Genomic DNA, 24,835 nt, shown 5'->3' with positions numbered 1-24,835 from the left:
CGTAACAACGAAAAGCACGCTTCGCGAACTTTTCATTGCCACTCAAAAATGCTGCCCGTGTAAATCGGACAGCATAAGTAAAATACATTTATTCTATTATCTGTATGATAAACCATTTAATCTGCGATGCCGCAGTTTCTCTAAGCTAAGGGGTATTTCTTTCCCGCACGCAGCGAACGGCCATGCGGTCCTGCCCTCCATACGTACAGGTAAACAGGGTCAAATCCCATTCCCCGTCTTCCATGCCCTTCAGATCCGTACCCTCTATCTTCTCCAGATAATCTACAGTGTAATTATATACCGCGCCGTTGACATCCGTAAAGCGAACAGAATCCCCCTGTCTCATACTCTTAATTGCGCTGAAATGTTTCCGGTAGTTATGACCCGCGATAATCATTGTGTCGTCCAGAAAAGAACCGTTATAGCGGCAGGGCGCCTGCTTCAGCAGCTCATCACTCCACTCATAGAGAACGGGGAGTGACAGTTCCAGAGATGGCAGGGACAGAACCCCGATGTACTCTTTTCCATCCAGTTCCACAGTCTGCATCTGGGTCGCCGTAGTTCCGTAACCGTCCATATTTTCCGTGAGAGTCGGAATGACGTCCCTGGACAGGATTTCCACCGCCCGGTCCGCGGCCTGCGCCCCCCGCTTTTCTTCCAGCCGGTTAGCAGCCGTCAGAGCGGCGGCGGCAGCAACACAGCATATACCGATGAGCATTAAAAAACTGCCTCGTTTAATTTTCATTTTCATTTCTCTTTCTGCTGAAATAGTCCCTGTATCCAAAACCAAATAAAAGCATACCCGCTATGGCCAAAAACGGCACAGGCCACCATAACAGTCCTGTCTGCGGAAGCTTGCCAAGAGGAACAGGCTCTTCTTCAATATTAGTTAACATGCTGCCCTCCGGAACATCTCCGTCTAAGATTTCTTCCAAAACAGAGTTTGTAATCGTGTAAACCGTCTCCTCCTCAGTGTAGGAAACATCATAACCATCTGGCACATTGCGCTCCACAACCTCCCAGGTGTACTCATCACTCAAGCCGCTCCAGGTGTGGCGCCAATAGTTGGAAGAAGACAGCGTTGCCTTACGGTCAACCTCCCCGTCCTTCAGCAGCGCCACTTCTATATTTCGAGGCCGCATTTCCCGGTATCCATCATCATTCCAGACTTTAATCACGGTAAGTTTTTGTTTTTCCCCCGACGGATTCCCACCTGACGGGTTTCCCCCGTCAGGCGAGGACGGAGTATCTGCTGTCGTCTTAGGACGCACTTCCACTGTGTAATTCCATTCGTCATTCTCCTCCAGGGCGGGCAGACTGACAAAAAACGAATCTGACCGGTAGGTAGCGCTCCCTATTTTTAAATCCTCCGCCTGCAGAAGGTATAAACCCGTGGCAAGTGTACCAAAGTCCACCCGGCCCTCACTGTCTGCCCTCCCCGTCTTGAACGGCTCTATCTTGTCAGAAGATACATAGACAGACAGAGTGTTGGCAGCTGTTTTCCAGCCCGTGGAATCCAGTTCTTTCAGATTCACATGATATTCGCTGAATGATCCGCTCAGCACATATTCCCCGCCTTCCGTGATATCAGCCACTCTGTAGAGACTGAAAACGGCTCCCGACAGCGCTTTTCCATCATAGCTGTATTCCAGGGATAACTGTCCTTCCCGCTCCACCTCCACGCGTCCGGCTGCCTGCGCCTCCATTGTGCCCGCCAATACCATAGCGGATAAGAGCAGCAGCGCCATGTACCGCCTTAAAGAAAATTTCTTTCTCTGATTTTTATATATCATACTCCTGCCCTCTTTCCTGCTCCTTCACCGGCTCAGATGTACTCTGTCCGGCCGGTGTTTTCTGTGCTGTGGTCCTTTTCTTCTCTTTACTTTTCTTCTCTTTACTTCTTTTCTCGTTACTTCTCTTTTCCTTACTCTTCTTTTCTATATTTTTCATTCCTTCATTATTCTTTGTTTTCTCTTCCTCTCCGTTTACCTCCCTATCCCCTGGTTTTCCGGTGCTCACAATCAGGAAAATGAACAGCACCAGCAATATGGGAGCCGCAACAACAGGTGCAACCAGGATTGGATCGATCTGGATGGCGTCTGCCGATATATGCAGCGTTGACGGACCATCAGTTCTCACCCCTCTCACCAGCAGGCGGTGCGTATTTACCGCATAAGGTGTACAAGTCACGAGCGTTACATGATCTTCTCCCGGAACAATTGCAAGCTCTGACACATCTTCCGGCTTAACAATGGAAATCCGGTCCACCTCATATGTAAGTGTCTCATTCATGATACTCAGAGTGAACAGATCTCCCTGCTCCATGCGGTCTAAATCAGTAAACAGTTTCGCGGTGGGAAGTCCCCGGTGCCCTGTGATAACGGCATGGGTGCCCTCACCTCCGACCGGAAGGGAGGAACCCTCCAAATGTCCGGCGCTGTGCTGGAGGATATTCTCGGAAGTACCATGGTAAATCGGAAGGTTTACCTTTAATTTTTTTATCTCAATGTATCCCATCATACCGGTTCCGGTAACATTTAAAAGTGACTTGTATTCCTCATCCTCAGAAGCTCCGTCAACAAAATCACCGTAACCCAGTTTCTTATTATATTCATCCGCACTTTCCAGAATTCTGTCATATTCCTCCCTGGGCATCTCACTCAGAGCCTCCACATATCCGGCAATAGCATGGGAAGCCGTGAACTGGTTTATGTAATCGCTGATGGACGGATACATGAGAATAACCAGTCCTGCGAAAAACACAAGCCCCAATAGCAGGTTTGAAAATTTTCTTTTATTCATGCACCCTTTCTCCTCCGCTGTTTTTCCTGTAAATAACTACAACAGCACGGAGAGAAGAATGAAGATATCCTCTTAGAATCTTCATTTTCCTCTCCCTGATGTCGTACCCGGGATTCTTATTATGTACCGTGGGAGAGGGAGAAATCTCTCCCTCCCACGGTACTGATTTTTAGCTGGATGTTCCGCTATGATATCTGACGAACCAACTTTTATCTTCTGGACATACGGCGTCTTGTAATCATTACAATAGCTGCGCCGAGCATGAGCACAATACCAATAACCGTGAACATTGTGGTACCCATACCACCGGTGCTTGGAAGGTGTGCTCCCTTGTTGTTGGAAATGCCTGCTTTGTAATATCCTTTGCCGCCTGCTGCATCTTTGTTGATTTCTATTACTTCTGTTTCTTCCGTAATCGTGGATTTTACATAGGCTATCTCAAAGCCCTCTGTCACTTCCGTGCTGTCAGCAAATGTCTTAACCTCTCCGGTTGCCGGATTCATATATGCCGGGACTCCATTAATTTCGGCCGGTACTGGGGACTCCGCCTCTCCTGAATTGGTAGTGTAAGTGTAATGGTTAACACTAGTCACCCTCTTTGTGAAAAATGGAATATTGGTTGCATTGATCTCGATTTTCACAACTTCTGTCATCAGGTTGTAATCCTCAGGAGCTTTCGTCTCTTTCAGATAATAGTCTCCCATTTCAAGTCCTGCATACTGTGCTGCACCGTTTGCATCCGTTACCAAAACAACATTTCCGTCAGCATCTGTTACCGGATCCGTACACGCTTCATCTCTGTACAGTTCAAATTCTGCACCGGACAGTTTCTCGCCTTCATGCTTTTCTTCAAACTTATCAATAACCAGGGCGTACATATGTACAATTTCCAGGTCTTCATCCTTACCGTAACCATTTTTATGCCCAGGTCTATCGCCGCCGTCTCCAGGTTTCCATGAATTTCCGTTATATGGGTCATTGCTGTAAATCAGCTCCACATTATTAGGGTTACCTTCTGTTGTACCCAGGTTGGCATCCGCATTCAGTTTTGCTTTATATTCGATTACTACAGTTGTATATGCGGAAATATTGTCAAAATCAAAATCAACGAAAAGCTGTGTACCTGTTTTTAAACTACTCTCAGGGTCCTTTATTTCGGTTACTCCGAGCGTATAGTCATCATCTTTAGCTAATTCCTTAGTGGTAGTGGTATCGTTTCCAGTAACTTTGAGAGAGCCGTCTACAAAGTCAAGTCCCTTGGATAACATATCGCCTACATAGAACGTTTTGTTTGTAGCTCCCTCCGGATAAGTCGGAACGCTTACTTTCAGCTGATAAGTGATTTCTTTGCCTATTTCGGACGTCTGCTGGTGCTTTCCATCATGCTTGTCGCCTTCCAGGCCTTCTTTGTCCGGGATTTTATCGTCTGCTACAGTTCCGCCGGTAATTGCTTTGTCAACGGAAGGTTTTGAGGTCTTCATCGCAACTGTGTACTCCGGATACAATACAGGAGAACCATCTACTACCGTAGGATTGACTTCTGCAGTCACTGTCTGATAAATCTTAGCGCCCTTGCTTGTGCCGGCGCCAACGATGATGTACTGCCCCATTGGCATGCTGTCAAAAGTAACAACTCCGTCCCCATTTTCTTCGTCTGTTACGCTCTTGTCAGGCGTTATTTTCTGGTCCTTCACATACGCTGCAAAATTACCCAGAAGCTCCTTCAGTTTTTCGCTCTCATTGGACACCTCTGCATAATCATCAGGAGTACGTATCTCCGAAGCCCATGTCTCGTTCGCAGCTAAGAATGCCTTAAACGCATCTGTAAATTCATAGCTCAGCTTATTGTCTGCATATGTGATACTGACAACCTTATAAGCCTGAAGGGTGTCCCCTCCGTTTGCTGATCCATCCTCCGGATTGGACACTCCCACCGTAATATCAGCCGTGGAACCCTCTGTAACCTTTACCGCTGTTCCTTCTCCCTTACTTGTTGCAAAGGCAGGGAAACACAAGCCCGCTACCAGGGCCGCTGTCAGCAGGGATGCCGACACTTTTTTTAATAACCTTTTCATTCCATAATCCTCTCTTTCATCTTTTTGAAATTATATTAATTTATAAAAACGCCATTCTTTCCGTTGAAAGGTTATGCTTCCTTCCTTTCAAACGGGCGTTTTTTCACATAACATGCTGCAGCCATCAGTATCATAAACAAACCTGCTGCAGTATACGGGACGCTGCCTTTCCCTCCTGTATGAGGCAGTTCAAAGCCATTGCTGTTCTTAATTACCAGCACCGGAATCTGGTTCTGCCCCTCACCGGCTGTTTCGCCATGAACCATATTTTGTTCCGGTCCGTCACCGGACACATCCACACCGTCCGGTTTCAGAAGAAACCGGACCGGCTTCTCTAAAATGATATACCCGGAAGGTGCTTTGGTTTCCACCAGGTAGTAGACAGCCGGAGATAAATTCTCAACTGTAACCTGACCGTCTTCCCCGGTTACAAGCGGCTCTGCATTTATCTTAATGCCACTGATAGCGGGGTCTGTTCCCGGTATCGTTACTGCCCCTTCTCCCGACGCGGCGCGGTAAAGGTCAAATTCGGCCCCCATGAGCAACTTATTTTGGTCGGCAACATCCTGCTTTTTAAGTATCAGTCCACAGGATGCTACCTGAATAACCGGATGATCGTAAGCTTCTGTATAATTTATATTTTGCATTACATATTGGACATCTGCCGATTGATTCGAGTGAAAACCCGGGTAGCCGGAACTGGTGTCGTTTGTAAAACCGGGAGTCAAAGTATTGCTGTAGTCCGTATTTTCATCCCCTTCTACACCTCTATATCCATCACTGCCGTTTTCCTGAAGATTTTTTGCATACTCCTCATAGGCGGTCTGCGTTGTCTGGACATTAAAAGACAGGGTATAAACACAGTCGTTTTCAAGTACATAGTCACTTTTAAACTTTACCGTCACCGTTCCGGTGCTTTGGCCATCCGTCTGATTGTCCTGGGCGACAGGGGTATAGGTTACGCTTTCAATAATAGACTGCCCCGACACTGTTGGATGCCCGACAGCCCCTGAGCCTGCTGCCCCAGTCCCCTCCCAGAGATGTGTGACCTTATCGTTTTTATCCTTCATGGTGACAAGCACATCCGGCTGGCTCGCATACCAGTTTACATATTGGCTCAGTTGATCTGTGACTTCCACATGACTAACCGGATGACCATACATGATCGTTTGGAATGCTTCCTCCAACTTTTTCTTGTCATTTACCACAAAATAATTATCCGGGTCAGTGGCAATCTGTTTCAGAGTGTCCTCCATCAAAGGGCTGTCTGTTTCTTCCTTGCCTCCAACTCCCAGAGTATACACGATTGTATCATCGTGACTGGTATGGAATGTATTAGCATAGTCAATTGTTGGCTGTTTAGCATAATTCCCCGAATTGGCCGCACCTGTGCCGAAACGTCCTTGAAAATATTGGCTGTCAAAAGCACCTGACTGATTGTACTTGTATGGAGTAAAATAAATCCCGTAATACCGCCAGTAACCCTGGATATTGGTGACCCCTGCTGTATCTGGTCTAAGATAGTAGTATGTTGGATATCCGTCGCTGATAAAAATCATATAACGGTTTGCTTCCGGCCGTTTTTTTTCTGATTCCTCAAGCAGCGTTCCCGCCTTGCGCAGGGCCTGCATGATATTAGTGCCGCTTCCTAAACTGTCACTGAACCCCTTCTTTATAAGAATGTCGTTCAATAGAGGCTTTAAGTCTTTTTCTTTCAGTACATTATAGTCTCTACTCCATCCTGACGTACTCCAGGCATCCTCTATACCAGAGCTGTACAACATATCATAATCCTTACGCATACCATTCTCTGTAGCGTTGTTCTTCCATGAACCTGAATACCCCACTACACTGACATTATTTCTGGAATCACTTGAAAGAATTTCCTTTGCAAACCACTCAGCATTCTCTACAACCGCCTTTGCTCTGGTTTCCTCTCCCATATCTGTTTCCTGCATACTCGCGGAATTATCCAGAACCAACACGACATCTACCGGCGTCTTCATCATTCCTGTCTTCACGTCCAGATACAAACGGTAGAAATCGGTCATATCATCTGCGCTGTCATCCAGACTGGTATCCGGATTATTCTGACTATCCCTCAGGGCATCAATCGTCTTTCGGTGCTCTAGGTTGGGCTTGTTGGGGATCACTGCTTCCTTCGTGTTTGTGATGGTGTAATTTACATTCGGATTCTTACTTTCCTGCCATTCGTAGAGCGTGAAAGCAGATGCAGAGTCAGAATAGGATGTTACCGTCCCCTTGCCATTACTAAATCCGTCTGCCAGATAATATCGATTTCTCTTATAATTACTTGAAAGACAATTGTTATAAAATGCAAACTCTTTACTGTAACCAGAGGTTCCAGCAGCGACGGCAGAAATCCCCTCAGAAGTTAATCCTAAGTTTCTTCCATTTGACGTAAGCGTAAAACCTTTCCCACTACTGGAAGCTTTCCACATAGCGTTAGAATCAGGCTTTGTACTGCTGTTTATATCCACCTTGGCAATTGTCATGTTCGCTGAATTTTCTCCGGATCTGGCCAAAGCCTGACCCTTGTAGGAACCGGAGCCATATACCAGAATATAAGTCTGGCCATCCGTAATCCCTTCTGCCTTCACCCATCCCGACGCTTTTCCATCCCCTGCATCCTCTGTCCTGCTGATTGTGGCATAATAACCATCCACCGTTTCTTCCTGTACTGTATAGGAAATCTGCACACCATTTTCATCCAGAGGCAGGTCACTCCAGGTGTAAGACCACTCGTTACTATTGCTGAGTGTAACGGAAGGCTCCACTTTTGTACCATTTTTTAACAGCCACACGTTAATTTGAGAAGGATGATTTCCCTCATCGCCGACCCATATTTTATTTACGGATATGTTGGTATGTTGATCTCCTTTTTGATTCACAATCTGAAAATATTGCTGAGAAACGCTGCCCTCCTCTGAAACCGGTAACATCTCTTCACCATTCGGTTTAGACATAGTAACCGCGCCGTCCTGACCAATACTTACTTTCCAGGGTTCCGCAGGAAGTATGAAACCATCCGCTGCCTTTGTTTCATAAAGCAGGTAATTGCCTGCCAGCAGATTGTCAAAGGTAAACATACCGTCCTCTGCTGAAATCGCATTCTTGATAAGTTCACTCTTTTCCCAATTTTCATCGGCTTTATACAAGTCAAACTCTGCACCGTTTACTGGTTTTCCCTCTGAGTCTGTTTTCTTCAGAACCAGTGGAAAACCTGACGCTTCGCCGCCTTCGGTAAAACGCACTTCCGGCTCATATATTTGTTCGAATGGAAGTTTATGAAGCTCTCCTCCCTGACGGTTAAAAGTTTCTGCAATAATTTCACCGTTATGATTTTGCACCTGTTTGGCAGTTCCCTCTGGGAGCAAGAGCGTTCCCATCGTATTATCTCCCGTTGTAACACTTCCGGGAAAGTTTCCGAAATTCCATATAATTCGCTGTGCAACAGGTATTTCACCAGTTCCTCCGCCAATCTTCACAGGAGGAAGGTTGATGTTGTTTACACCTTCCGCCACGCGGACATTGACAACCAGGTACTGCTTTTCCCCAAGAGAGTGATCATTATTTGTCAGGCCGTTGGTCAAGTCATCCTCTTCCATTGCCTTGGCCAGCGCCAACTTAAAGGGATCGTCCCATTCATTTTCAGCCTCCTGAACCGTAACATTTAAGATTTTTACACCTGGTGATGAATCATTTTTAGTATACGTATTGGCGGTCCATTCATTCAAACTCTGTGCAAATTCAGTGAGTCTGACAAATTCCCTATCCCAGTCAATATCACAGTCAGCTACCGCTTTACCGGAATTAAAGTTTTGGAGTTCTGCAACAACCGTACCATTGTTTTTGATCTGGCTTTGTTCGACTGTATATTGGTTTCCCACATGCAGTACAAAGTCGGATCCGCCATTTAACCGTAATGTTGCTTTCTGTCCGCTCCCTACTATGAACTCACCGATAAAAGTCTCATTACCCGTTCCCCTATAAGGGCCGCCTTCCCATTTCAACTCCTCTGTGGGTTCCAGGATCGGATTCCCCTCTGCATCTAACTGATAAACCACATAGGTCTTTTCAGTATCCAGATTTTCAAATACTCCTGAACATTTATTATCTACTACATCCAATTCGATTTTTTCAATAAACTGTACGATGTTTCCAGCTTTGTATAAGCCAAAGCTGCAGCTAACCGGAGGATTACCAGTTCCGTTATAAATTTTGCTGACCCTGATATTAAACCGGTTGCCCAAGGCATTAATAACACTTCCGTCAATATCAACATACAAGTCACTGTCTTTTGTAAAGTCTAGGCTTCCCACTGCGATATTACTTGCTGAATGGCCTCCTCCCGGAGTCATATTCTTAGCAAATACCCCAAAATGGTTAACACTGTAATACTCTGCGCCGCTTATCGGCCCGCCAAGTACATCCATGATATCATCCAGAGCAGGCCCAACGCCTTCCTCCGCCATAACTACCACCTCAAACGTCGAGAAATGGTCTGTATTCATAACCACGTTTCCTTCGTCATCAGCCCATGCATCCATATCGGTCACTGTGGATGTACCCCTACGCTCATCCACATGGAAAACCGCTGCCTTTGTATTGCCGCCATTCGCTGCCAGCCCCTCAAATGAAACTTGAACAGGGCCTATAGGTTCTATTTCTTTGTCTCCATCCATAAGACAGATGTCGAACAGCCATCTGGAGGTCTGTACCGGAGTCTGCTCCTCTTCCTCTTCCAGCGACTCGTTCCACTCCGCCAGAACGGCAGCCGCCGCCTCGGAGGGACTTGCTTTCGCCGCTTCGGACGGGCTGGCCTTGGAAGCTTCCAGTTCCCTTACAACCAGTCTTAAGTCACCCTCGGGGAAGGAATCCTCGGGGCCTGTCATAACCACCGTTACTCCACTCTCCGTTTCGGCTGTAAGGGTGATTTCTTCATATTCTTCACTCCATATCAGTTCCAGGGAATTATCTTTACGTTTTGCCTCGCGCAGCGCAGGTACATATTTTTTCCCGGCGCCGCCGTATATTCTTAAAAACTGTTTCTCAGCTTCTGGTTCGGAAGGACTTGCTTTCTCTGCATCAGAGGCGCTTGCCTTCCTGGTTTCAGCGCTGCTTTTCGTTTTTAAACTATCCGGCGTCTGTATCTCATCGCTCCATGTTTCCGCTGTATCCTCATCAAGGGCATAGCCTCTTAGAAACAAATGGGATATTAAATTATCAGAAGAACCGGCCGCAGATACATCATCGGTTTTTTCACTGCCGGATCCCTTTTCACTTTCTGAGTCTCCATCACCGCTTCCGGAGTCACTTCCACCTCCCGGGTTTTTACTCTCACTTTCGGTGCCGCTTCCACTCCCTGAGTTTGCTCCCTCACTTCCGTCACTGCTACCCTTTTCCGTGTCTCCGCTCTCCGGGCTGCTGTCTGTGCCGCTGTTTTCTTTATCGCCGCTTTCTTTATCGCTGCTTCCGCCTTCAGATCCGCCATTCTCGTTTCCGGTCCCACTTTCACTTCCGGAATCCTCGCTGTCACTGCCTGCCCCGGCGTCACTACCTGGATCCGATTTGTCTTTTCCATCATCCTCTTTCTCCTGATTTTCATCCTCAGAGCGGCCGGATTCTTCCGCTTCCTGCGAATTTCCATTATCCTTATGTCCATTGTCTTCTAACGTATCCGAGGTTTCGGACTCTTTCACATCCTCTGACGTATTTTCTTCATTATCTGTATTGCTGTCACCCTGTTGATTATTATCAGGGGTTTCATTTGTCTCTTCGTCCTTATCAATTTCTTTTTCCGGCTGAGTTTCCTCTTTTTCTGCGTTTCCGGCGCCTGCCCCAGGGTTCTGTCCGGACTCTGTTTCCGCGTTTTGAGCCTCTTCCTCTCTCTTTTCCGCCTTACGCTCTGCCTCTTCAGCCTCGAGAATTTTATACATATCCGAATTACAGTTCAGGGAAAAAGAAACGATTTCCTCCGGCTCCAGACTGAACCAGTAATTCACCTCGCCATTTTTTTTAAATTCCCGATGGAGTTCCACTATATTACCCTCATCCGTGTCTATCAAACAGACTTCACCGTCTGCATTACCATCCTCATCTTCGATTTCTTCGAAATTATAGTAATCTGAAAGGCCAGCTCCATTGCTTTCCGTATGAAGCACAAAAACAGATGGATCATCTCCTTTAGCCGCCTCCGCGCTGACCCTGAAAGAAAGTTCTTCGCCAAAAACTGATCTGACCGCCCTGGCCTCCAGGTGAGGTTCATCTTTCGTCATACTGACGGCCGGCACGCAGAGAGAACCATACACGGTTCCCGCCATGAGTGCGGACAGAATAAATAGAACGGCATATGTACGTTTTTTCTTCTTATGCTCTGCCAGATATCTTTCTATTTTTTTCATAAGCTCATTTTGCATTGTGCTTCACCTCCTTCTGCATACTTTTCATCATTGTACACCGCCTATATTTTTCAAAGGCCAAAACCGCAGAACTACCTTTCCCACAATCAATTCCTCCGATACGCATCCTATCGTGGACGAACGGCTGTCGATCGAGGTCTGCCGATGATCCCCCATAACAAAGATTCGGTTATCTGGTACCTGGTACGGAAATTCCAAATCACATTCCCCCAGCCCCTTATCCGTCACATAAGGCTCATCAAGAGCCGTTCCATTTACTAAAACTGTGCCATCGTCTTTCACCACTATCTGGTCCCCGGGAACTCCGATCACCCTCTTTAAAAGTATTTTGTTATTATAATAAAAAGCTACCACTTCACCTCTGCGGAATTTTCCGTTTTTTAACGAGAGAACCAATTCCCCATTTTCAAGAGTCGGTTCCATGCTGCTTCCACATACCTGCAGAACCGGCATAAACATTGTGGCAACTAAAACAGCAATAGCCGCTACTGTCACCAATATATAGACGGTTCCGCGAAAGGTTCTTTTATATTCATTTTTATGTCTCACCCTCTTCAGCTCTGTTTCCAGCTGCTCTACAGAAGGTAGCTGAGTATCTCTTTTATTCATTAAGATTCCTCTCTTTTTCCTGCAAACTGTCTTTTTAATCCATTACTTCCGGTTCAAATCCCTGTTTTCGTTCCTGATGTTCAATTTTAAGGTCTTCTTCCCTCTCTCCAAATATCTCTTCCATCCTTTTAACATTTTCAATATATTGGTCAGCGGCTTCTTGAGCTGCTTCAAATACGCCATTCAACAGTAAAGCGGCCTCGGCAATCGAGCCTGCCTTTGAGATGTTAATTTTCTTCTCTTTTATTTGTTCTCTCAGCGTCTGATTTTCCTCGTTCAATTTCTCATTTCTTTTCTCCGCCTCAATCAGCAATTCCAGCAAATCTGAACGCCGCAGCTTGCGAAGCTCTTTATCCGTCATCAACCATTCCCTCTTTTCTATAGCTTGCGGCTGCACCATGTGCAGTTTATGTCGACTGGGCGTCAAGCTTTCCATATGATATACCAGCATTATATAAAACCAGGCATTACATTAGGCATTACACCAATTTAAAAAGCTGCATTTTTTGCGGCTCACCAAACTTCCCCGGCATACTGCAAAAAGGCTTCTTACCCCCAGTCAGTAAAGCTGCCGCACTGATAAACGTCAGTGCGGCAGTTTCTGTAATTCTTTCACGCTGATATAAAACAAAGTCACTAACAGAAGTTAACTGATGGCCACTATTTTTCACATGGCATGTCCTGTGACTGATGCAGATTTTCCAGTTCCTTCGGCTCAGACTCCTCCATTGTACTGTCCATCAGCTTTATCAGCTCCAATGCACTGCGGAAATAAGATGTTTTTTTGCCTTCCACCCAGCTTACTTTACCCTGCCAGCTGGCATGCTGCCTGAATATCACATTAACAACAAATGTGGCTTTCATTCCCTCATGTTTTATCATTTCTTTAGTATCATTCAATGCACCTAACCTCCTGCTCGGCTTTCTCACCGTTTTCTTTTTGAAGCTGCGCTCCGCAAGAAACGCCATCGGCGCTCCCTCTCCATCAAATATTTTTTCTGCTATTAATATCATATCAAGTAGATTGGTAAACTTTACAGGTTCTGCGCTGTATCTGTGATAGAACTCCCCCGAAAAAGAACCCGGCTCCTCTTCATTTACACAAACACATAAAGTGCCTGGATATGATTCAATTCTCTCCATTTTCACTCCCTAATCCTGATTCTCAAACCTAAGTTTTGTCTGATATATAAGTATTTTCTTCCAGCATATGTGATTATTATACAAAGGCAGGCATTACACCAAACATTACACAAGCTTTCGTTTCACGTTTTTTTTTCTGAAACAGCAACCGTAATATGAAAATCAAGCTTTATTCCGTGGATTGCTCCGGAATTCAGAAATTTTTCGCTGATTCTGTCTGTTACCAGGCTGCAGTTTTCTAATGTCAGCCCCGATAGAAGAATCAGAAACTGAGTATCATTGCTCTTCGTGTAAATATCTCCGGAGCGGAGAGCTCCCTCGATGGCCTTCATCGCAAACGGAACATTATCCCTCCCCTTACCGGCTTTACCCAGCCTCTTTCCGCGGCTGTCCGTCATAATGCAATTTACAAGAAATAAGGTTCGGCCACTGCGTATGGAGATCCTTTTCAGAATCCGATAGCAGTCCACAAAACTTGGAAAGGAACAGAAATAGGCTCCATTGGCCTTTTCTTCTTCCAGCTGTGTCTTGATTTTTTTAATGGTCGTATGTGCTGTTCTGATATGGCTGCCAAGAGCTTCATACCGTTTCATCATTTCCTCAGAGGGAACAACCGACAAGTCCCGGAACATTTTACGTCCAACCTCATCCAGTGCATTCATCGCCTCCTGAAAGCGCCCCTGTGACATCAGAGCATCTATTTTCATTATTGCAAAATTTTCAAAGGTATAAAGCTTGAGAGCCCGATCCGCTATTGCCACTGCACGATCGTAATCTCCCCTCCCTTTAAAGCTCTCATAGAGTTGAGTGACTGCGTCTACATACATATTCTGGTAATTAATGGCTTTTACCGCCGCCCACTGTTCTGCAGCCAATGCCGGGAGAAAATCTCCCTTATATAAATCGCACGCCTTTTCCAGCAGCATGTTCTTCTCTTCCCCCGCCGGAATGGTCCGTGCCCGATTCAAATACTCCTTAAACCTATGGATGTCTGTCTCAAAAATGATTTCTCCCGGATCCCATCTGTAGCACCCGTGTTCTGACGTTATGTACTCATGTTCCGGAAGCCCCAGATTTTTAATCATTTTTCGCAGCCTGAAAATATTCACCCGCATGCTGTTGGCAGGATTGCTGACATCCGCTTCCCCGTAAAGACGGCTGAGAATCAAATCTCTGTTGAGCCCTTTGTCTTCCTCTTCCCATAAAATGACAAGAAACTGTACAATAATACTGTGTATGTCCAGCGGAAGCTGGAGTGGCTTTCCGTTATACTCCAAATAAAAATCGCCAAACATTGTCACATATAATTTCCCTGCACCCACACTTCTTCCTCTTTTCCCCTGCACGTCAGCAGTTTGATTGCAATGTGTATTATATGCGCACAAGCGTTATGGTTCCGTTATTGTTCCGGCATTTTACTGTTATAAAAATCGTCATTTTTAGCAACAAAAAAAAGAAAACGGTAAAAATCCCGTTTTCTTTTCTGATTATCCTCTTTTTACTGCCGACAGCATGGCCAGAGTGTTTTCCCCCCAACTATAATTCATCATATAAAGACCATGATATAAATTGGAGTATTTCTCTTCCCCGCTCAGATATTGGTTCAAGTCACAGCTAAAGCGGGACGTATCCACGCACCGTTCCCCTCTTTTAGTTATTAAAATTTCACCTATATCCGCTTCATCGAGTATTTTTTTTAATCTCAATACCGTCTGGCGATAACGTCCGGTACTCCGCCGGCTCATAGGCTCATTTTCCCATAATATAGAGACCGCTTCTTCCGTGGAGCAGCTTCCGCCTCTGCGATCTACTAATATTGCCAGCAGTTCCTTGCCTTTTTTTGAGGGAAAACCAAGGATTTTTCCGTTTACAAAAACATCAAAATATCCAAATGTCCGGATATATACCTGAGGAAAGTCTCTTTTAATATATACTGTTTGTTGCTCTTGTTTTGTTTGATGTGTGAGGGCTTCCCCCTCCTCTATTTTCTTCCACCCCAATCGAACATAAGTTCTGTTTTTGCATTTTCTAAACTCTTGATAGATTTCTTTAATTCTTTCTCTATGGTTATATATTTCGACATTTCCTCAGCTATTGCCAAATAGAGGGATGCTCCATTTACATCCTTCAGATAAGAGGCTCTGACTCTAATCCAACAGTCCTCCCGTCCGCTGACTGCGGCTTTCCTGAAATAAGAAAATTCTTCTCTTTTTTTTACACAACTGTCTATTTCACTGCATAGCGCATGCCTTTCACTGTCTGTCAGCGCTTCCAACACGCTCCGCCCTTCGCATTTCATTCCTGCATTAAAATACTCACGATATTTTCTCCCCGCCTCCGCCAGATATATGTCATTCTCACGAACCAGAATTAAGGCAGCAAAGCCGGGTATCTGATCAATTCCTATGCTATATTGTATATCTGACATTTTAGTAATCTCCCTTCATTTGTAAAACTGCTGTGTTGGCTCAGCTGTGTTGCAGAGTATCATAAAAGAGGGAATATGCGTCCATACAATGCGGCCCATATCCCCTCTCAATTTCATTGTTATAGGATTGTTATTCTACTGCATACCTTCCAATCCGCAGACTCTTACCAGATTTCTGATGCCGGGCCATATCCGCTTCCACTTCCGCTCCCGCCATACAGTGATTGGTAATATGTATTAATATCCGTATATCCATCCGTTGAAGGAAGGTCAACCGTCACCGGCTGTCCCGGGTTGTTGATAGTTCCCTCAATCAGCATGATAACCCTGACCGTCTCACCATACATTGTGATATCCATAGACATGTTCATATTCATACTGGTGTAATAATCATCTTTATTAATAACATACTCGCCTTTTACTTCCCGGATCGTCATCTTCACGTCCATCGTCCCCATTAAAGAATCAAGAGCATCATTGACATATGCATTCATCTTGGCCGGATCCGCAACATAGGACAGAATTCTGTTCTCTCCCTCTTCCCTGACTGCAAGGCTCTTCATCAGAGATGAAGAGAGTTCCGTGGCAGCCGTAGTCTGCTCAACAGACGCTATCATGCTGTTCAGATCCATTGGATACTTGATCTTCTCTCCGTCAGCATCCATGTAGTAATAGCCATCCTTATAGAAAATAGTTGCGTATTCGCTCTGGCCCAGGAACTCCATCGCCATGTCGGCTTTATAACGGAGATTACCTGACTTAATCTGATCCATCTTCATCTTCATCAGCATATCCAGGTTAATACTTAAATCCTGTTTCGTTTCCGGATCCGGTAAAACCAGTACGGCATGGATTCCCATATCGCAGTCCATAGAATCCAACTCATTGGACTTCTGGGCAACCCTGTCGAGCAGAGCGGCCGGATCCTCGGCAGCAAATGCCGTCACCGTCATAGCCACGGTCATCACACCAGCAAGCAGTGCGGTCATCAATTTCTTCATATCCTTTTTCCTCCTGACAATTTTTTAATCCTCTGTTCCAATATATTAAGTATAGGGCTTTCTGAGTCAACTTTCAACAGAAATATTGTACTTTTACCATTTTGGGTTTTATTTGTCAGAAAATAATAAAAAGGCTTTATTTCCACTTACTGCGGACGTTATCCAAGACTGCACCGTTATGTTTATACCATGATTTCAACACCTGTACCAAAGGAATGAACGGCGCCCGGAAATTATTCTAAATTTTCCGCGCGCCGATTTATACATTATCTATTAATTTTCCAAATTTAAATACCGGTTGACTCACATACATAGAATGAACACCTGTCCCCGTTAAAAATCTGAGAACCCACATAAATTGGTTCTTTCTCATGGGTGTAAGCAACACTTTTAATATAAAGCAGAGAGGTCCCTTTGTTTAACTGCAGTAATTCCGCCTCCCGGGCCGTGGCTTTGCACAGTTCAATCCATTTCTCCGAGACGGCGACCATAACGCCTGCTCTATCCTTCATAAATTCAAACAGGGAATTGTTGTCGAAAGTCTCGCCAAGAAGGAATGCATACTTTAGCGGAAAATAGTTGTTCTCTATTGCCACCGGCTCACTATCTGCATAACGCACCCGGGAAATAAAGACAACCTGGCTTCCCTTTTCAAGCCCCAGAAGCTTTCTTGTTTTTTCATCCGCCACAACAAGCTTGTTCTCAAGCATCCGGCCGCCAGACTTCATCCCCATATGCTCACACATCTCGGTAAAGCTCTGAAGTTTCTTAATGTCCTTTGTAAACTTGGGCTTTGAGACAAAGGTACCCTTTCCCTGCTTCTTCTCCACCAGTCCTTTTTCCACCAGCGTGCTTACAGCGTTCCTTACCGTGATAATGCTCACACCGAAAGTTTTGGCCATCTCACTCTCAGACTGGAGCCTTTCTCCAGGCTGATATACGCCTTTTAAAATCTTTTGTTCAATATCCGTCATCAATTGAACATATAGTGGTGTAACTGCCTTCCCATCCAACATCGCTGTATCATTCCTTTGAATTTTTTTTGAATCCTGATATATCATTATATACCGATTATATATTATCTTTAGCCAAAAGGCAAAGAGTTTTAAACGTTTTTAACCGACGCAGTTCTTACTGCCCTTGATGTTTTTTTTCAAATCACTTACACTAAAAAAGTGGAGATGAATCTGTCTTATGGGCAGGAGGAGGTTCTATGAATAATGGTATTATAGTAGATGAAAATCAAAAAGCTAATTTTTCCCTTCCATGTGATTTTCCAATCAGGGTATACGAGACAAATCTGCAGGAAAAACCCTATGGATATAATGGCTGGCACTGGCACGATGAATTCCAGCTATGTGTTGTGCAGGAGGGTGCCATCTGTATGACCGTGCAGAAAAAGGAGTATCTGCTTGAGACAGGAGAGGGAATTTTTATAAATGCAGGGCTTCTGCACATGACCCATCCGATACAGGGACACAATGCAAGGTATCTTTGCATCAATATCCACCCAGTCATGTTTTCTTTTTTCCGCGGCAGCCTCTTGGAACAAAAGTATTTTCTGCCATATATACAAAATGGAGGTTTTTTCGCGGTTCCACTGAAGCCGGATGCGGAATGGCAGCTGGAGGTTCTAAAACGTCAGAATATCCTCTCAGGCCTTATGGAGAAGCAAGAGCCGGGTTATGAGCTGGAAGTTTATATCCATCTGATATCCATTTGGAAAGACCTGGTGTTAAATGCGGATGTCTCAGGCCAGGTGGAATTTTCAGTTTTCCGCCATGAGGAAATTAAAGAAATAATAACTTATATCCAGCAACACTATGCCGGGCATATTTCTCTTCAGGATATTGCATCCTCACTGCATATCAGTAAAAGCGGCTGCTGCCGTTTATTTAAACAGGCACTAAATTGTACGATTCTCGACTATCTTACCGAATACCGTATTCAAAAAAGCCTGACGCTGCTGACCGGCACAGATAAATCTGTTACGCAGATTGCCTACGATGTGGGCTTTTCCTGTGTGAGTTATTACATAAAAAAATTTAATCTGACTATGCACATGACTCCTGGCGCTTATCGAAAGATGAAACAGCCTGTATCGCGTAAAGCACACAATGCTTAGAAATATACCGGTCATACGGATGTCAATATTGTTGCATATTCCGTCAATAAGTTCATATTATTCCTTCTGCGGTAACGATATACTATCTAAAAAAGGAGGTAACAGTATGAACCAATTTGAATGTGTTGAACAGTGGATCGGCAGTAACCGGGAGGACATGATCTCATTTCTCCAGACTCTACTCCGCATTCCCAGCGTAACGGGAAATGAAGCCGCTATCCAGGATTTTCTCGCAGAATATGTAAAGAATATGGGGGCTGAGGTGGACACATTTGTTCCTGTCCTGGAAGAACTGCAAAAACATCCGGCATTTGTAAAATCCGACCTTCCTTATGAAAACCGGCCTAACGTAGTAGCTGTATTCCACGGCCTGGGAACAGGTAAATCGCTTCTTTTTAACGGACATGTAGACGTTATTCCGGAAGGACCGGAAGATAAATGGATACACGGCTGCTGGTCCGGCGACTGGTCGGAAGGTAAAATATACGGCAGGGGCGCTTCCGATATGAAATCGGGCGTCGCCGCAATGACGATGGCTGTGTTGGCACTCAAAAGTTGCGGCATCCAGCTAAAGGGAGACGTAATTTTAGAGTACGTAATGGACGAGGAATTGACTGGTAACGGTACGCTGGCCTGCGTTATGAAAGGAATACAGGCTGATGCCGGGATTTGCTGCGAAACCTCCAGCATGTGCGTTCAGCCGGGTTCTATTGGCCGTATCTGGTTCACCATTAAGGTTACAGGAAAAGCGGCAGGGATCCAGACACGCTATGAAGGCGTCAACGCAATCGATTTAGGCTATATCGTAACCAAAGCCGTGGAAGCATTTGAAAAAGTGAGGCTTGCAAAAGTATCTCATCCTCTTTATCCGGATCTCTTAAGCTCTATCCCCTGTATGATTGGGCAGTTTACCAGCGGGTCATACGCCAGCGCCTTCCCGGACAGCTGCATTTTAAAGGGATCTATGGCAACCGTACCCGGAGAGAGCTCCGACGCTGTAAAAGCCGAATTTGTGGAATATATCCGCAGCGCCTGTGCAAAAGAAAGTAAATGGCTGGCGGAAAATCCTCCGGAAATAATTTTCAACGGATATTTTGCTGAACCTTCCGCCATTCCGGCAGACGCTCCTATCGTTGCCGCTCTTATCAATGAGTACAAAAATGTTATGCATCAGGAGCCGGTGGTCAGCGGCAGGCAGGGGGCGGCCGATATCCGCCATCTGAATACTTACGGAAACACGCCGACCGTTATTTTCGGTCCCGGGCTAACGGAACAAATGCACGCTAATAATGAGTGGGTTTATGCCGAAGATTATATAAATGCTGTTAAAATTCTGGCCAGGACGATTATGAGCTGGTGCGGAACCGAATAATACCCTGGTAACCGGGCGGGAATGAACTCCCGCCCGGTTCATACTTCTGAAACTTAATATTCCACCTTCCACATGTATCTTCGATAATCCATAGAGTGAGCCCGAACCTCAGCCATCTGCGCCACATAATACCGCTCCACCGGAATCATCACTACCGGGTTGAAGAATTCGGCAATCTCCGGATTAATCCTTCCAGCGTTCAGTTCCTTAAAGTCAATGATAATATAGTTTTCCGCATACTGTTTCAGGAATGTCAGGCATCTCTCATCGAGGGCGCGTGTACGGCCCTCGCTCATCAGAAGCACCATCGGAAGTTCCTTGTCCGTCGTCTCAAACGGGCCGTGGAAATACTCTCCCGTGTGCAGGCATACTCCGTGTTTCCACTGCATTTCCATGAAGTGACAGCAGCACATGGAGTAGGCCACCCCATAGTTCGGTCCCGACGCCAGAACATAGAAAACCGGCTCATCCTTATACTTTTCGGCCCATTCCTTAGCCGCAGGCAGGCAGTTCTTCTTCCCTTCGGCGACGATTTCGTCAATGTACCGGTATGCCTCCATTGCCATATCATACTTTTCGTAACCTTCAAACTGGTCCAGAATCTCAAAACCGATTCTAAGGACACCCGCCTGGTTGGATTCGCTGTATACCTGGTCGTCGCCGCTTGAATACGTCACGACATACTGTCCCACCTGCGCCATTCCGGTTTCCATGGAACCCGTCATTGCAATAGTCACGGCGCCTGCCGCATTGGCGGTCTTCACGGCCTCCACGGTCTCCGGCGTGGCCTTCAGGGAGCATACGACGGCGATGCAGCGGCTGTCCAGCTCCTTCGGCGTCACATGCACGAATTCATTGCTGGTATAGGTGGTTGCTCCAAATGTCTTTGCCTCGCTCTGAAGCAGGTAAAGTCCCGGGAATATTGCCGCCTTGGAACCTCCGCAGGCCACAAAATAAACATGTTTAAGGCCGCCGGCCGCATCTATTTTCACTTTAATCTCACTGATAATTTCTTTAACGCTCATTGTATTCCTCCTGTCAGGCCAGCCTGTAACTGCCGCCGTCCTTTCTGATTTTTACTCCGTAAAGCTCCTCCGCCTTATCAATTGAAACCTTATGTTCAATTACATCACTCAGCACCGCCTCCGGTTTCCTCTTTTTCGGATCCCCGTAACCGCCGGCTCCCGGCGTGTGCACCGTGACAATATCACCTTTATGCAGCGGTACGTCGGTACATTTGGAAATCAGCTTTTCCACCGTACCGTCGGTGCGGGTGATGAAATATTCACCGCCTGCCCCCTCCATGCCGCCGTAGAGTCCCCAGGGTTTATAAACCTGTCTGTCTCCCAGCCCTGTATAATTGATGTTGTCGTACATCGCCTCGAAAATACGCTCGATTCCTAGTCCGCCCCTGTATTCCCCGGCTCCTCCGCTGTTCTCAATCAACCCGTACTTGTGGACAATCAATAGCGGGAATTCCATCTCCAGGGCCTCGATCGGAAGATTTGAGGTATTAGTCATATGTACCTGGACGCCGCTCAGGCCGTCGTTCGCTTTCTGTGCCCCGGATCCTCCTGCAATGGTTTCCAGGTATACGTAGAAATGCTCCGGATCTTCCGGGTCGGTTCCGCTGAATATCGCAGAGGTACAGGAAGAATTGCATCCTGCCAGGGCGCGCTCCGGCACGGCCGGTCCAAGCGCCCCAAAGATAACGTCCGCAACACGCATACACGTATCGATACGCGCTCCCACAGGCGCCGGGTTTGTGGCATTGATGATGGTTCCCGGCTCCGCCTCCACGCTGAATGCCCTGTATATTCCGGCATTGGACGGGATTCCCGGATCAATCAGGGCTTTTAATGAGTAGAACACGGTGGCGAGAAGCCCGTTCTTGGTCACGTTGTTCGGTCCGTTCACCTGGGGATCGGTTCCCGCAAAGTCCAGGTGCATATCGTCCCCTTTTATGGTGACCCTGACCTGAATCCTGATTGGCTCAGGATGGCCCACGCCCGCGTCGTCCATGTAATCGGTAAATTCATACTCTCCGTCCGGCAGATTCCGGATACCGGCCCGCAGCCTTCTCTCCGCATAGTTCTGAAGCTCGTGCATACTGTCCACCAGCAGATCGTCATAGCGGTCGAACGCCTCGGTCAGACGTTTTGCCCCTACACGGTTCGAAGCAATCTGAGCCTGGAGATCCCCGTAACGCTCCCCGGGGATACGGCTGTTGGCCATGAGGAAACTGATAATATCATCGTTGACCTCATCATCGCGGCACACTCTGACCAGCGGAATTTTAAGTCCTTCCTGGAAAATGCTCACCGCATCACCCGAGGTGGAACCGGCCACTTTGCCGCCCACGTCGCTGTGATGGGCCAGGTTGGCTACCCAGCCAATCAGCTTTTCTCCGACAAACACCGGCTGCGTCACCGTGATGTCCGGCAGGTGGGTTCCGCCGCCGTTATATGGGTCATTTCCCATAAACATATCGCCGGGCCTGATGTCCTCCGGGGCATGTTTTTTATAAACTTCTTTGATAATTCCAAGCAGGGAGCCGAGGTGCATGGCGACGTGCTCGGCCTGGGCCACCATATTTCCTTCCGGATCAAACACCGCGGTGGAAATGTCGCGCCGTTCCTTGATGTTGGTGGAATAGGCGCTCTTGATTAGCGCCACTCCCATTTCTTCCGCGATGGATAAGAGAAGGTTTCCCACGATTTCCACCGTTACTGCATCAACCTGGTTTTTCATTACTTTGCACCTCCCTCGTAAGTCACGATGATATTCTGGTATCCGTCCGTGTACGCCTTCCAGTCCGGCGGGATTACCGAGGTGGAGTCCATCTGTTCAATAATCGCCGGCCCCATAACCGTGCAGCCCGGTTTGAAATCATCCCTGTTGTAAATATTGGTGGTTATATAATCGTTCTCCCGATCGAACAGGACGTCGCGGGTGGTAAACGGCTTCGGCGGCTCCGCATTCGGATCCACCGGCATTTCCGCCAGATCCGGTTTGATGATGTCTCCGATGGCGCTGACACGGTAGTTGACCATCTGAAGCTTCATGTTCCTGTTGAAATAGCCGTAGGAACGGTTGTGTTCCTGATGGAAATTCTCGATCATCTCCTCCATCACCTCTTTTGTGAAACGGCCATCCACCTCGATGCCAATCTCATAATTCTGTCTCTCATACCGGCACTCGATCAGGTAAGTAAAGCTTCTGTCTTTCTCTGCAACACTCTCTTTGTCGAGAAGCTCATTACCCTCTTCGGTCAGCGTATCAAAAATCTTCTGTACTTTGTCCAGGTTCTCCTCCTCCGCAATCATGACGTTGGAACGGCTGATGTCAAACTTCGTATCGGCCATCAGAAGCCCCAGGGAGCAAAGCGTTCCCGGTGACGGCGGAAGCAGCACGGAGGTGATTCCCATATCTCTCGCCACCTCACACGCATGGAGCGGGCCTGCGCCGCCAAAGGCCATCAGTGTGAATTCCCGTGCGTCGTATCCGCGCTCCACGGACACAACGCGGATGGCGCGAGTCATATTGGAGTTCACAACCGAGATAATTCCTGCTGCCGCCTGTTTCAAATCCAGGGTGGACTTGCCGCAGATATTCTCTTTGACGGCTTTTTTAGCCAGTTCCAAATCCACGTCCATCCGGCCGCCCAGAATCTTTGACTGGTTCAGCTTGCCGAGTACGATGTTGGCATCCGTGACACAAGCTTCCGTACCGCCGCGCATATAGCAGGCCGGTCCCGGCGTCGCTCCGGCGCTGTCGGGTCCTACCTTTAAGGCTCCACCGGCGTCAATCCGGGCGATGGAACCGCCGCCTGCGCCTACCGTTACAATATCTATCATTGGAATTCTGGCCGGATACCCCTCCACAAGCCTCTCGTTGGACAGGGACGCCTTTCCGTTTTCAATCAGGCTGACGTCGATGCTGGTGCCTCCCATATCAAAGGTGATTACCTTGTCGATGCCGCACTGCTTTCCGATATAGACGGCGCCGATAACGCCGGCGCTGGGTCCCGACACGGCCGTTTTGATCGGGCAGTCGATAGTCTCCGCAATGGAAATGACGGAACCGTTGGACTGTGTCACATAAGGGGCTACCGTGATCCCGGAGTCCAGAATAGATTTTTCAAAGTTATGTACGTACTTTTCCATAACGGGTCCCAGATAGGCATTGAGCACGGTTGTGCTCATCCTGGAATACTCCCGGAATTCGGGAACCAGCTCATGGGAGGTGGAAACATAGGCCTCCGGATACTCTTCTTCTATGATTTCTCTGATTCTCACCTCATGCTCCGGGTTGATAAAGGAGAAAAGAGTGCAGACGGCAATCGTCTGGGCGCCCTGTTCCTTCAGATAGCGCACCGCTTCGCGGACGCTGTCCTCATTTAACGCTGTTTTAACCGTACCGTCGTATAAAATCCTCTCCTCTACCTCGCATTTCATGCCGTCCGGGATCAGGCTCTCGGGTTTCTGTTTTGATAGATCATAGAGGGACGGCCGTTTCTGCCAGCCGATTTCCATCAGGTCGCGGAATCCTTTTGTTGTAATCAGTCCCAGGCGCGCGCCTTTCTTTTCTATCAGGGCGTTGGTTGCAACCGTTGTTCCGTGTGCCAGGTAGCTCACCTGCTCCGGGCCAATGCAGTCTTCTGAGAGAACATGGAGGATGCCGTTTACAATTGCTCTTGACGGATCATCCGGCGTGGAGCTATGCTTGAAATGTTTTAATTTCCCCGTCTCTGTGTTGAATATTGAAAAGTCTGTAAACGTACCGCCGACGTCTACGCCAATCATATAACTCATATTTTCACCTCGTATTTTCGTCT

19 protein-coding genes are annotated in these 24,835 nt (G+C 46.8%); 2 read left to right on the top strand and 17 right to left on the bottom strand.

The genetic code is table 11. The features are described 5' to 3' along the window. Nucleotides 1-145: 145 nt before the first annotated feature. The 14 genes from EJL91_RS09965 to EJL91_RS09900 all read right to left on the bottom strand — a co-directional run bounded on the left by EJL91_RS09965 (nucleotide 146) and on the right by EJL91_RS09900 (nucleotide 17,517). A complete protein-coding gene (locus tag EJL91_RS09965; RefSeq protein ID WP_164516801.1) occupies nucleotides 146-745 on the bottom strand; it encodes a sortase in 600 nt (199 codons plus the stop codon). Further along, complete coding sequence (locus tag EJL91_RS09960) at nucleotides 735-1,793, bottom strand: Cna B-type domain-containing protein (protein WP_125141777.1); 1,059 nt, start codon at nucleotides 1,791-1,793, stop codon at nucleotides 735-737. Before EJL91_RS09960 ends, EJL91_RS09965 begins: the two co-directional genes overlap by 11 nt. Next, complete coding sequence (locus tag EJL91_RS09955) at nucleotides 1,783-2,802, bottom strand: class C sortase (RefSeq protein ID WP_125141776.1); 1,020 nt, start codon at nucleotides 2,800-2,802, stop codon at nucleotides 1,783-1,785. The genes EJL91_RS09960 and EJL91_RS09955 overlap by 11 nt, the downstream gene beginning before the upstream one ends. Nucleotides 2,803-3,011: 209 nt before the next feature. After that, a complete protein-coding gene (locus EJL91_RS09950; protein WP_125141775.1) occupies nucleotides 3,012-4,877 on the bottom strand; it encodes an isopeptide-forming domain-containing fimbrial protein in 1,866 nt (621 codons plus the stop codon). Between the two features lie 71 nt (nucleotides 4,878-4,948). Then, complete coding sequence (locus EJL91_RS09945) at nucleotides 4,949-11,317, bottom strand: SpaA isopeptide-forming pilin-related protein (RefSeq protein WP_125141774.1); 6,369 nt, start codon at nucleotides 11,315-11,317, stop codon at nucleotides 4,949-4,951. Nucleotides 11,318-11,347: 30 nt separating this feature from the next. Beyond that, on the bottom strand, nucleotides 11,348-11,929 hold the full coding sequence (lepB, locus tag EJL91_RS09940) for a signal peptidase I (protein ID WP_125141773.1): 582 nt from the start codon (nucleotides 11,927-11,929) through the stop codon (nucleotides 11,348-11,350). Between the two features lie 34 nt (nucleotides 11,930-11,963). Then, a complete protein-coding gene (locus EJL91_RS24785; RefSeq protein ID WP_206429479.1) occupies nucleotides 11,964-12,365 on the bottom strand; it encodes a hypothetical protein in 402 nt (133 codons plus the stop codon). Nucleotides 12,366-12,408: 43 nt separating this feature from the next. After that, nucleotides 12,409-12,600 (bottom strand): hypothetical protein, encoded by a 192-nt coding sequence (locus EJL91_RS09930; RefSeq protein WP_125141772.1) that lies wholly within the window; start codon nucleotides 12,598-12,600, stop codon nucleotides 12,409-12,411. Then, a complete protein-coding gene (locus tag EJL91_RS09925; protein WP_243125298.1) occupies nucleotides 12,590-12,829 on the bottom strand; it encodes a hypothetical protein in 240 nt (79 codons plus the stop codon). Before EJL91_RS09925 ends, EJL91_RS09930 begins: the two co-directional genes overlap by 11 nt. A 365-nt stretch (nucleotides 12,830-13,194) precedes the next feature. Then, nucleotides 13,195-14,394, bottom strand: a complete 1,200-nt coding sequence (locus tag EJL91_RS09920) for an AfsR/SARP family transcriptional regulator (RefSeq protein WP_125141771.1) — start codon at nucleotides 14,392-14,394, stop codon at nucleotides 13,195-13,197. A 165-nt stretch (nucleotides 14,395-14,559) separates the two neighbouring features. Then, on the bottom strand, nucleotides 14,560-15,072 hold the full coding sequence (locus EJL91_RS09915; RefSeq protein ID WP_125141770.1) for an AfsR/SARP family transcriptional regulator: 513 nt from the start codon (nucleotides 15,070-15,072) through the stop codon (nucleotides 14,560-14,562). Further along, a complete protein-coding gene (locus tag EJL91_RS09910) occupies nucleotides 15,054-15,500 on the bottom strand; it encodes a hypothetical protein (protein ID WP_125141769.1) in 447 nt (148 codons plus the stop codon). The genes EJL91_RS09915 and EJL91_RS09910 overlap by 19 nt, the downstream gene beginning before the upstream one ends. Before the next feature lie 164 nt (nucleotides 15,501-15,664). Next, nucleotides 15,665-16,501, bottom strand: a complete 837-nt coding sequence (locus EJL91_RS09905) for a DUF6612 family protein (RefSeq protein WP_125141768.1) — start codon at nucleotides 16,499-16,501, stop codon at nucleotides 15,665-15,667. Nucleotides 16,502-16,788: 287 nt separating this feature from the next. Next, on the bottom strand, nucleotides 16,789-17,517 hold the full coding sequence (locus EJL91_RS09900; RefSeq protein ID WP_125141767.1) for a GntR family transcriptional regulator: 729 nt from the start codon (nucleotides 17,515-17,517) through the stop codon (nucleotides 16,789-16,791). 197 nt (nucleotides 17,518-17,714) lie between these two features. Here EJL91_RS09900 and EJL91_RS09895 point away from each other — a divergent pair, with 197 nt between their 5' ends. Both EJL91_RS09895 and EJL91_RS09890 read left to right on the top strand, forming a co-directional pair. After that, entirely contained in the window at nucleotides 17,715-18,626 is a 912-nt protein-coding gene (locus EJL91_RS09895) for an AraC family transcriptional regulator (protein ID WP_125141766.1), read from the top strand. 106 nt (nucleotides 18,627-18,732) lie between these two features. Further along, complete coding sequence (locus EJL91_RS09890; protein ID WP_125141765.1) at nucleotides 18,733-19,998, top strand: ArgE/DapE family deacylase; 1,266 nt, start codon at nucleotides 18,733-18,735, stop codon at nucleotides 19,996-19,998. 53 nt (nucleotides 19,999-20,051) lie between these two features. Here the strand turns inward: EJL91_RS09890 and EJL91_RS09885 are convergent, their stop codons facing one another. The 3 genes from EJL91_RS09885 to EJL91_RS09875 are packed head-to-tail and all read right to left on the bottom strand — an operon-like array spanning nucleotide 20,052 to nucleotide 24,812. Further along, a complete protein-coding gene (locus tag EJL91_RS09885; protein ID WP_125141764.1) occupies nucleotides 20,052-21,023 on the bottom strand; it encodes an SIS domain-containing protein in 972 nt (323 codons plus the stop codon). A 13-nt stretch (nucleotides 21,024-21,036) separates the two neighbouring features. Further along, a complete protein-coding gene (locus EJL91_RS09880; protein ID WP_125141763.1) occupies nucleotides 21,037-22,749 on the bottom strand; it encodes a hydantoinase B/oxoprolinase family protein in 1,713 nt (570 codons plus the stop codon). Next, nucleotides 22,749-24,812, bottom strand: coding sequence for a hydantoinase/oxoprolinase family protein (locus EJL91_RS09875; RefSeq protein ID WP_125141762.1), 2,064 nt, complete (start codon nucleotides 24,810-24,812; stop codon nucleotides 22,749-22,751). Before EJL91_RS09875 ends, EJL91_RS09880 begins: the two co-directional genes overlap by 1 nt. Nucleotides 24,813-24,835 lie beyond the last annotated feature (23 nt).

This window comes from Clostridium transplantifaecale (assembly GCF_900626075.1).
Classification (GTDB): Bacteria; Bacillota; Clostridia; order Lachnospirales; family Lachnospiraceae; genus Otoolea; species Otoolea transplantifaecalis.
Note: the sequence above shows the minus strand (reverse complement) of the source record. Positions and strands in the feature narration are given on the sequence as shown.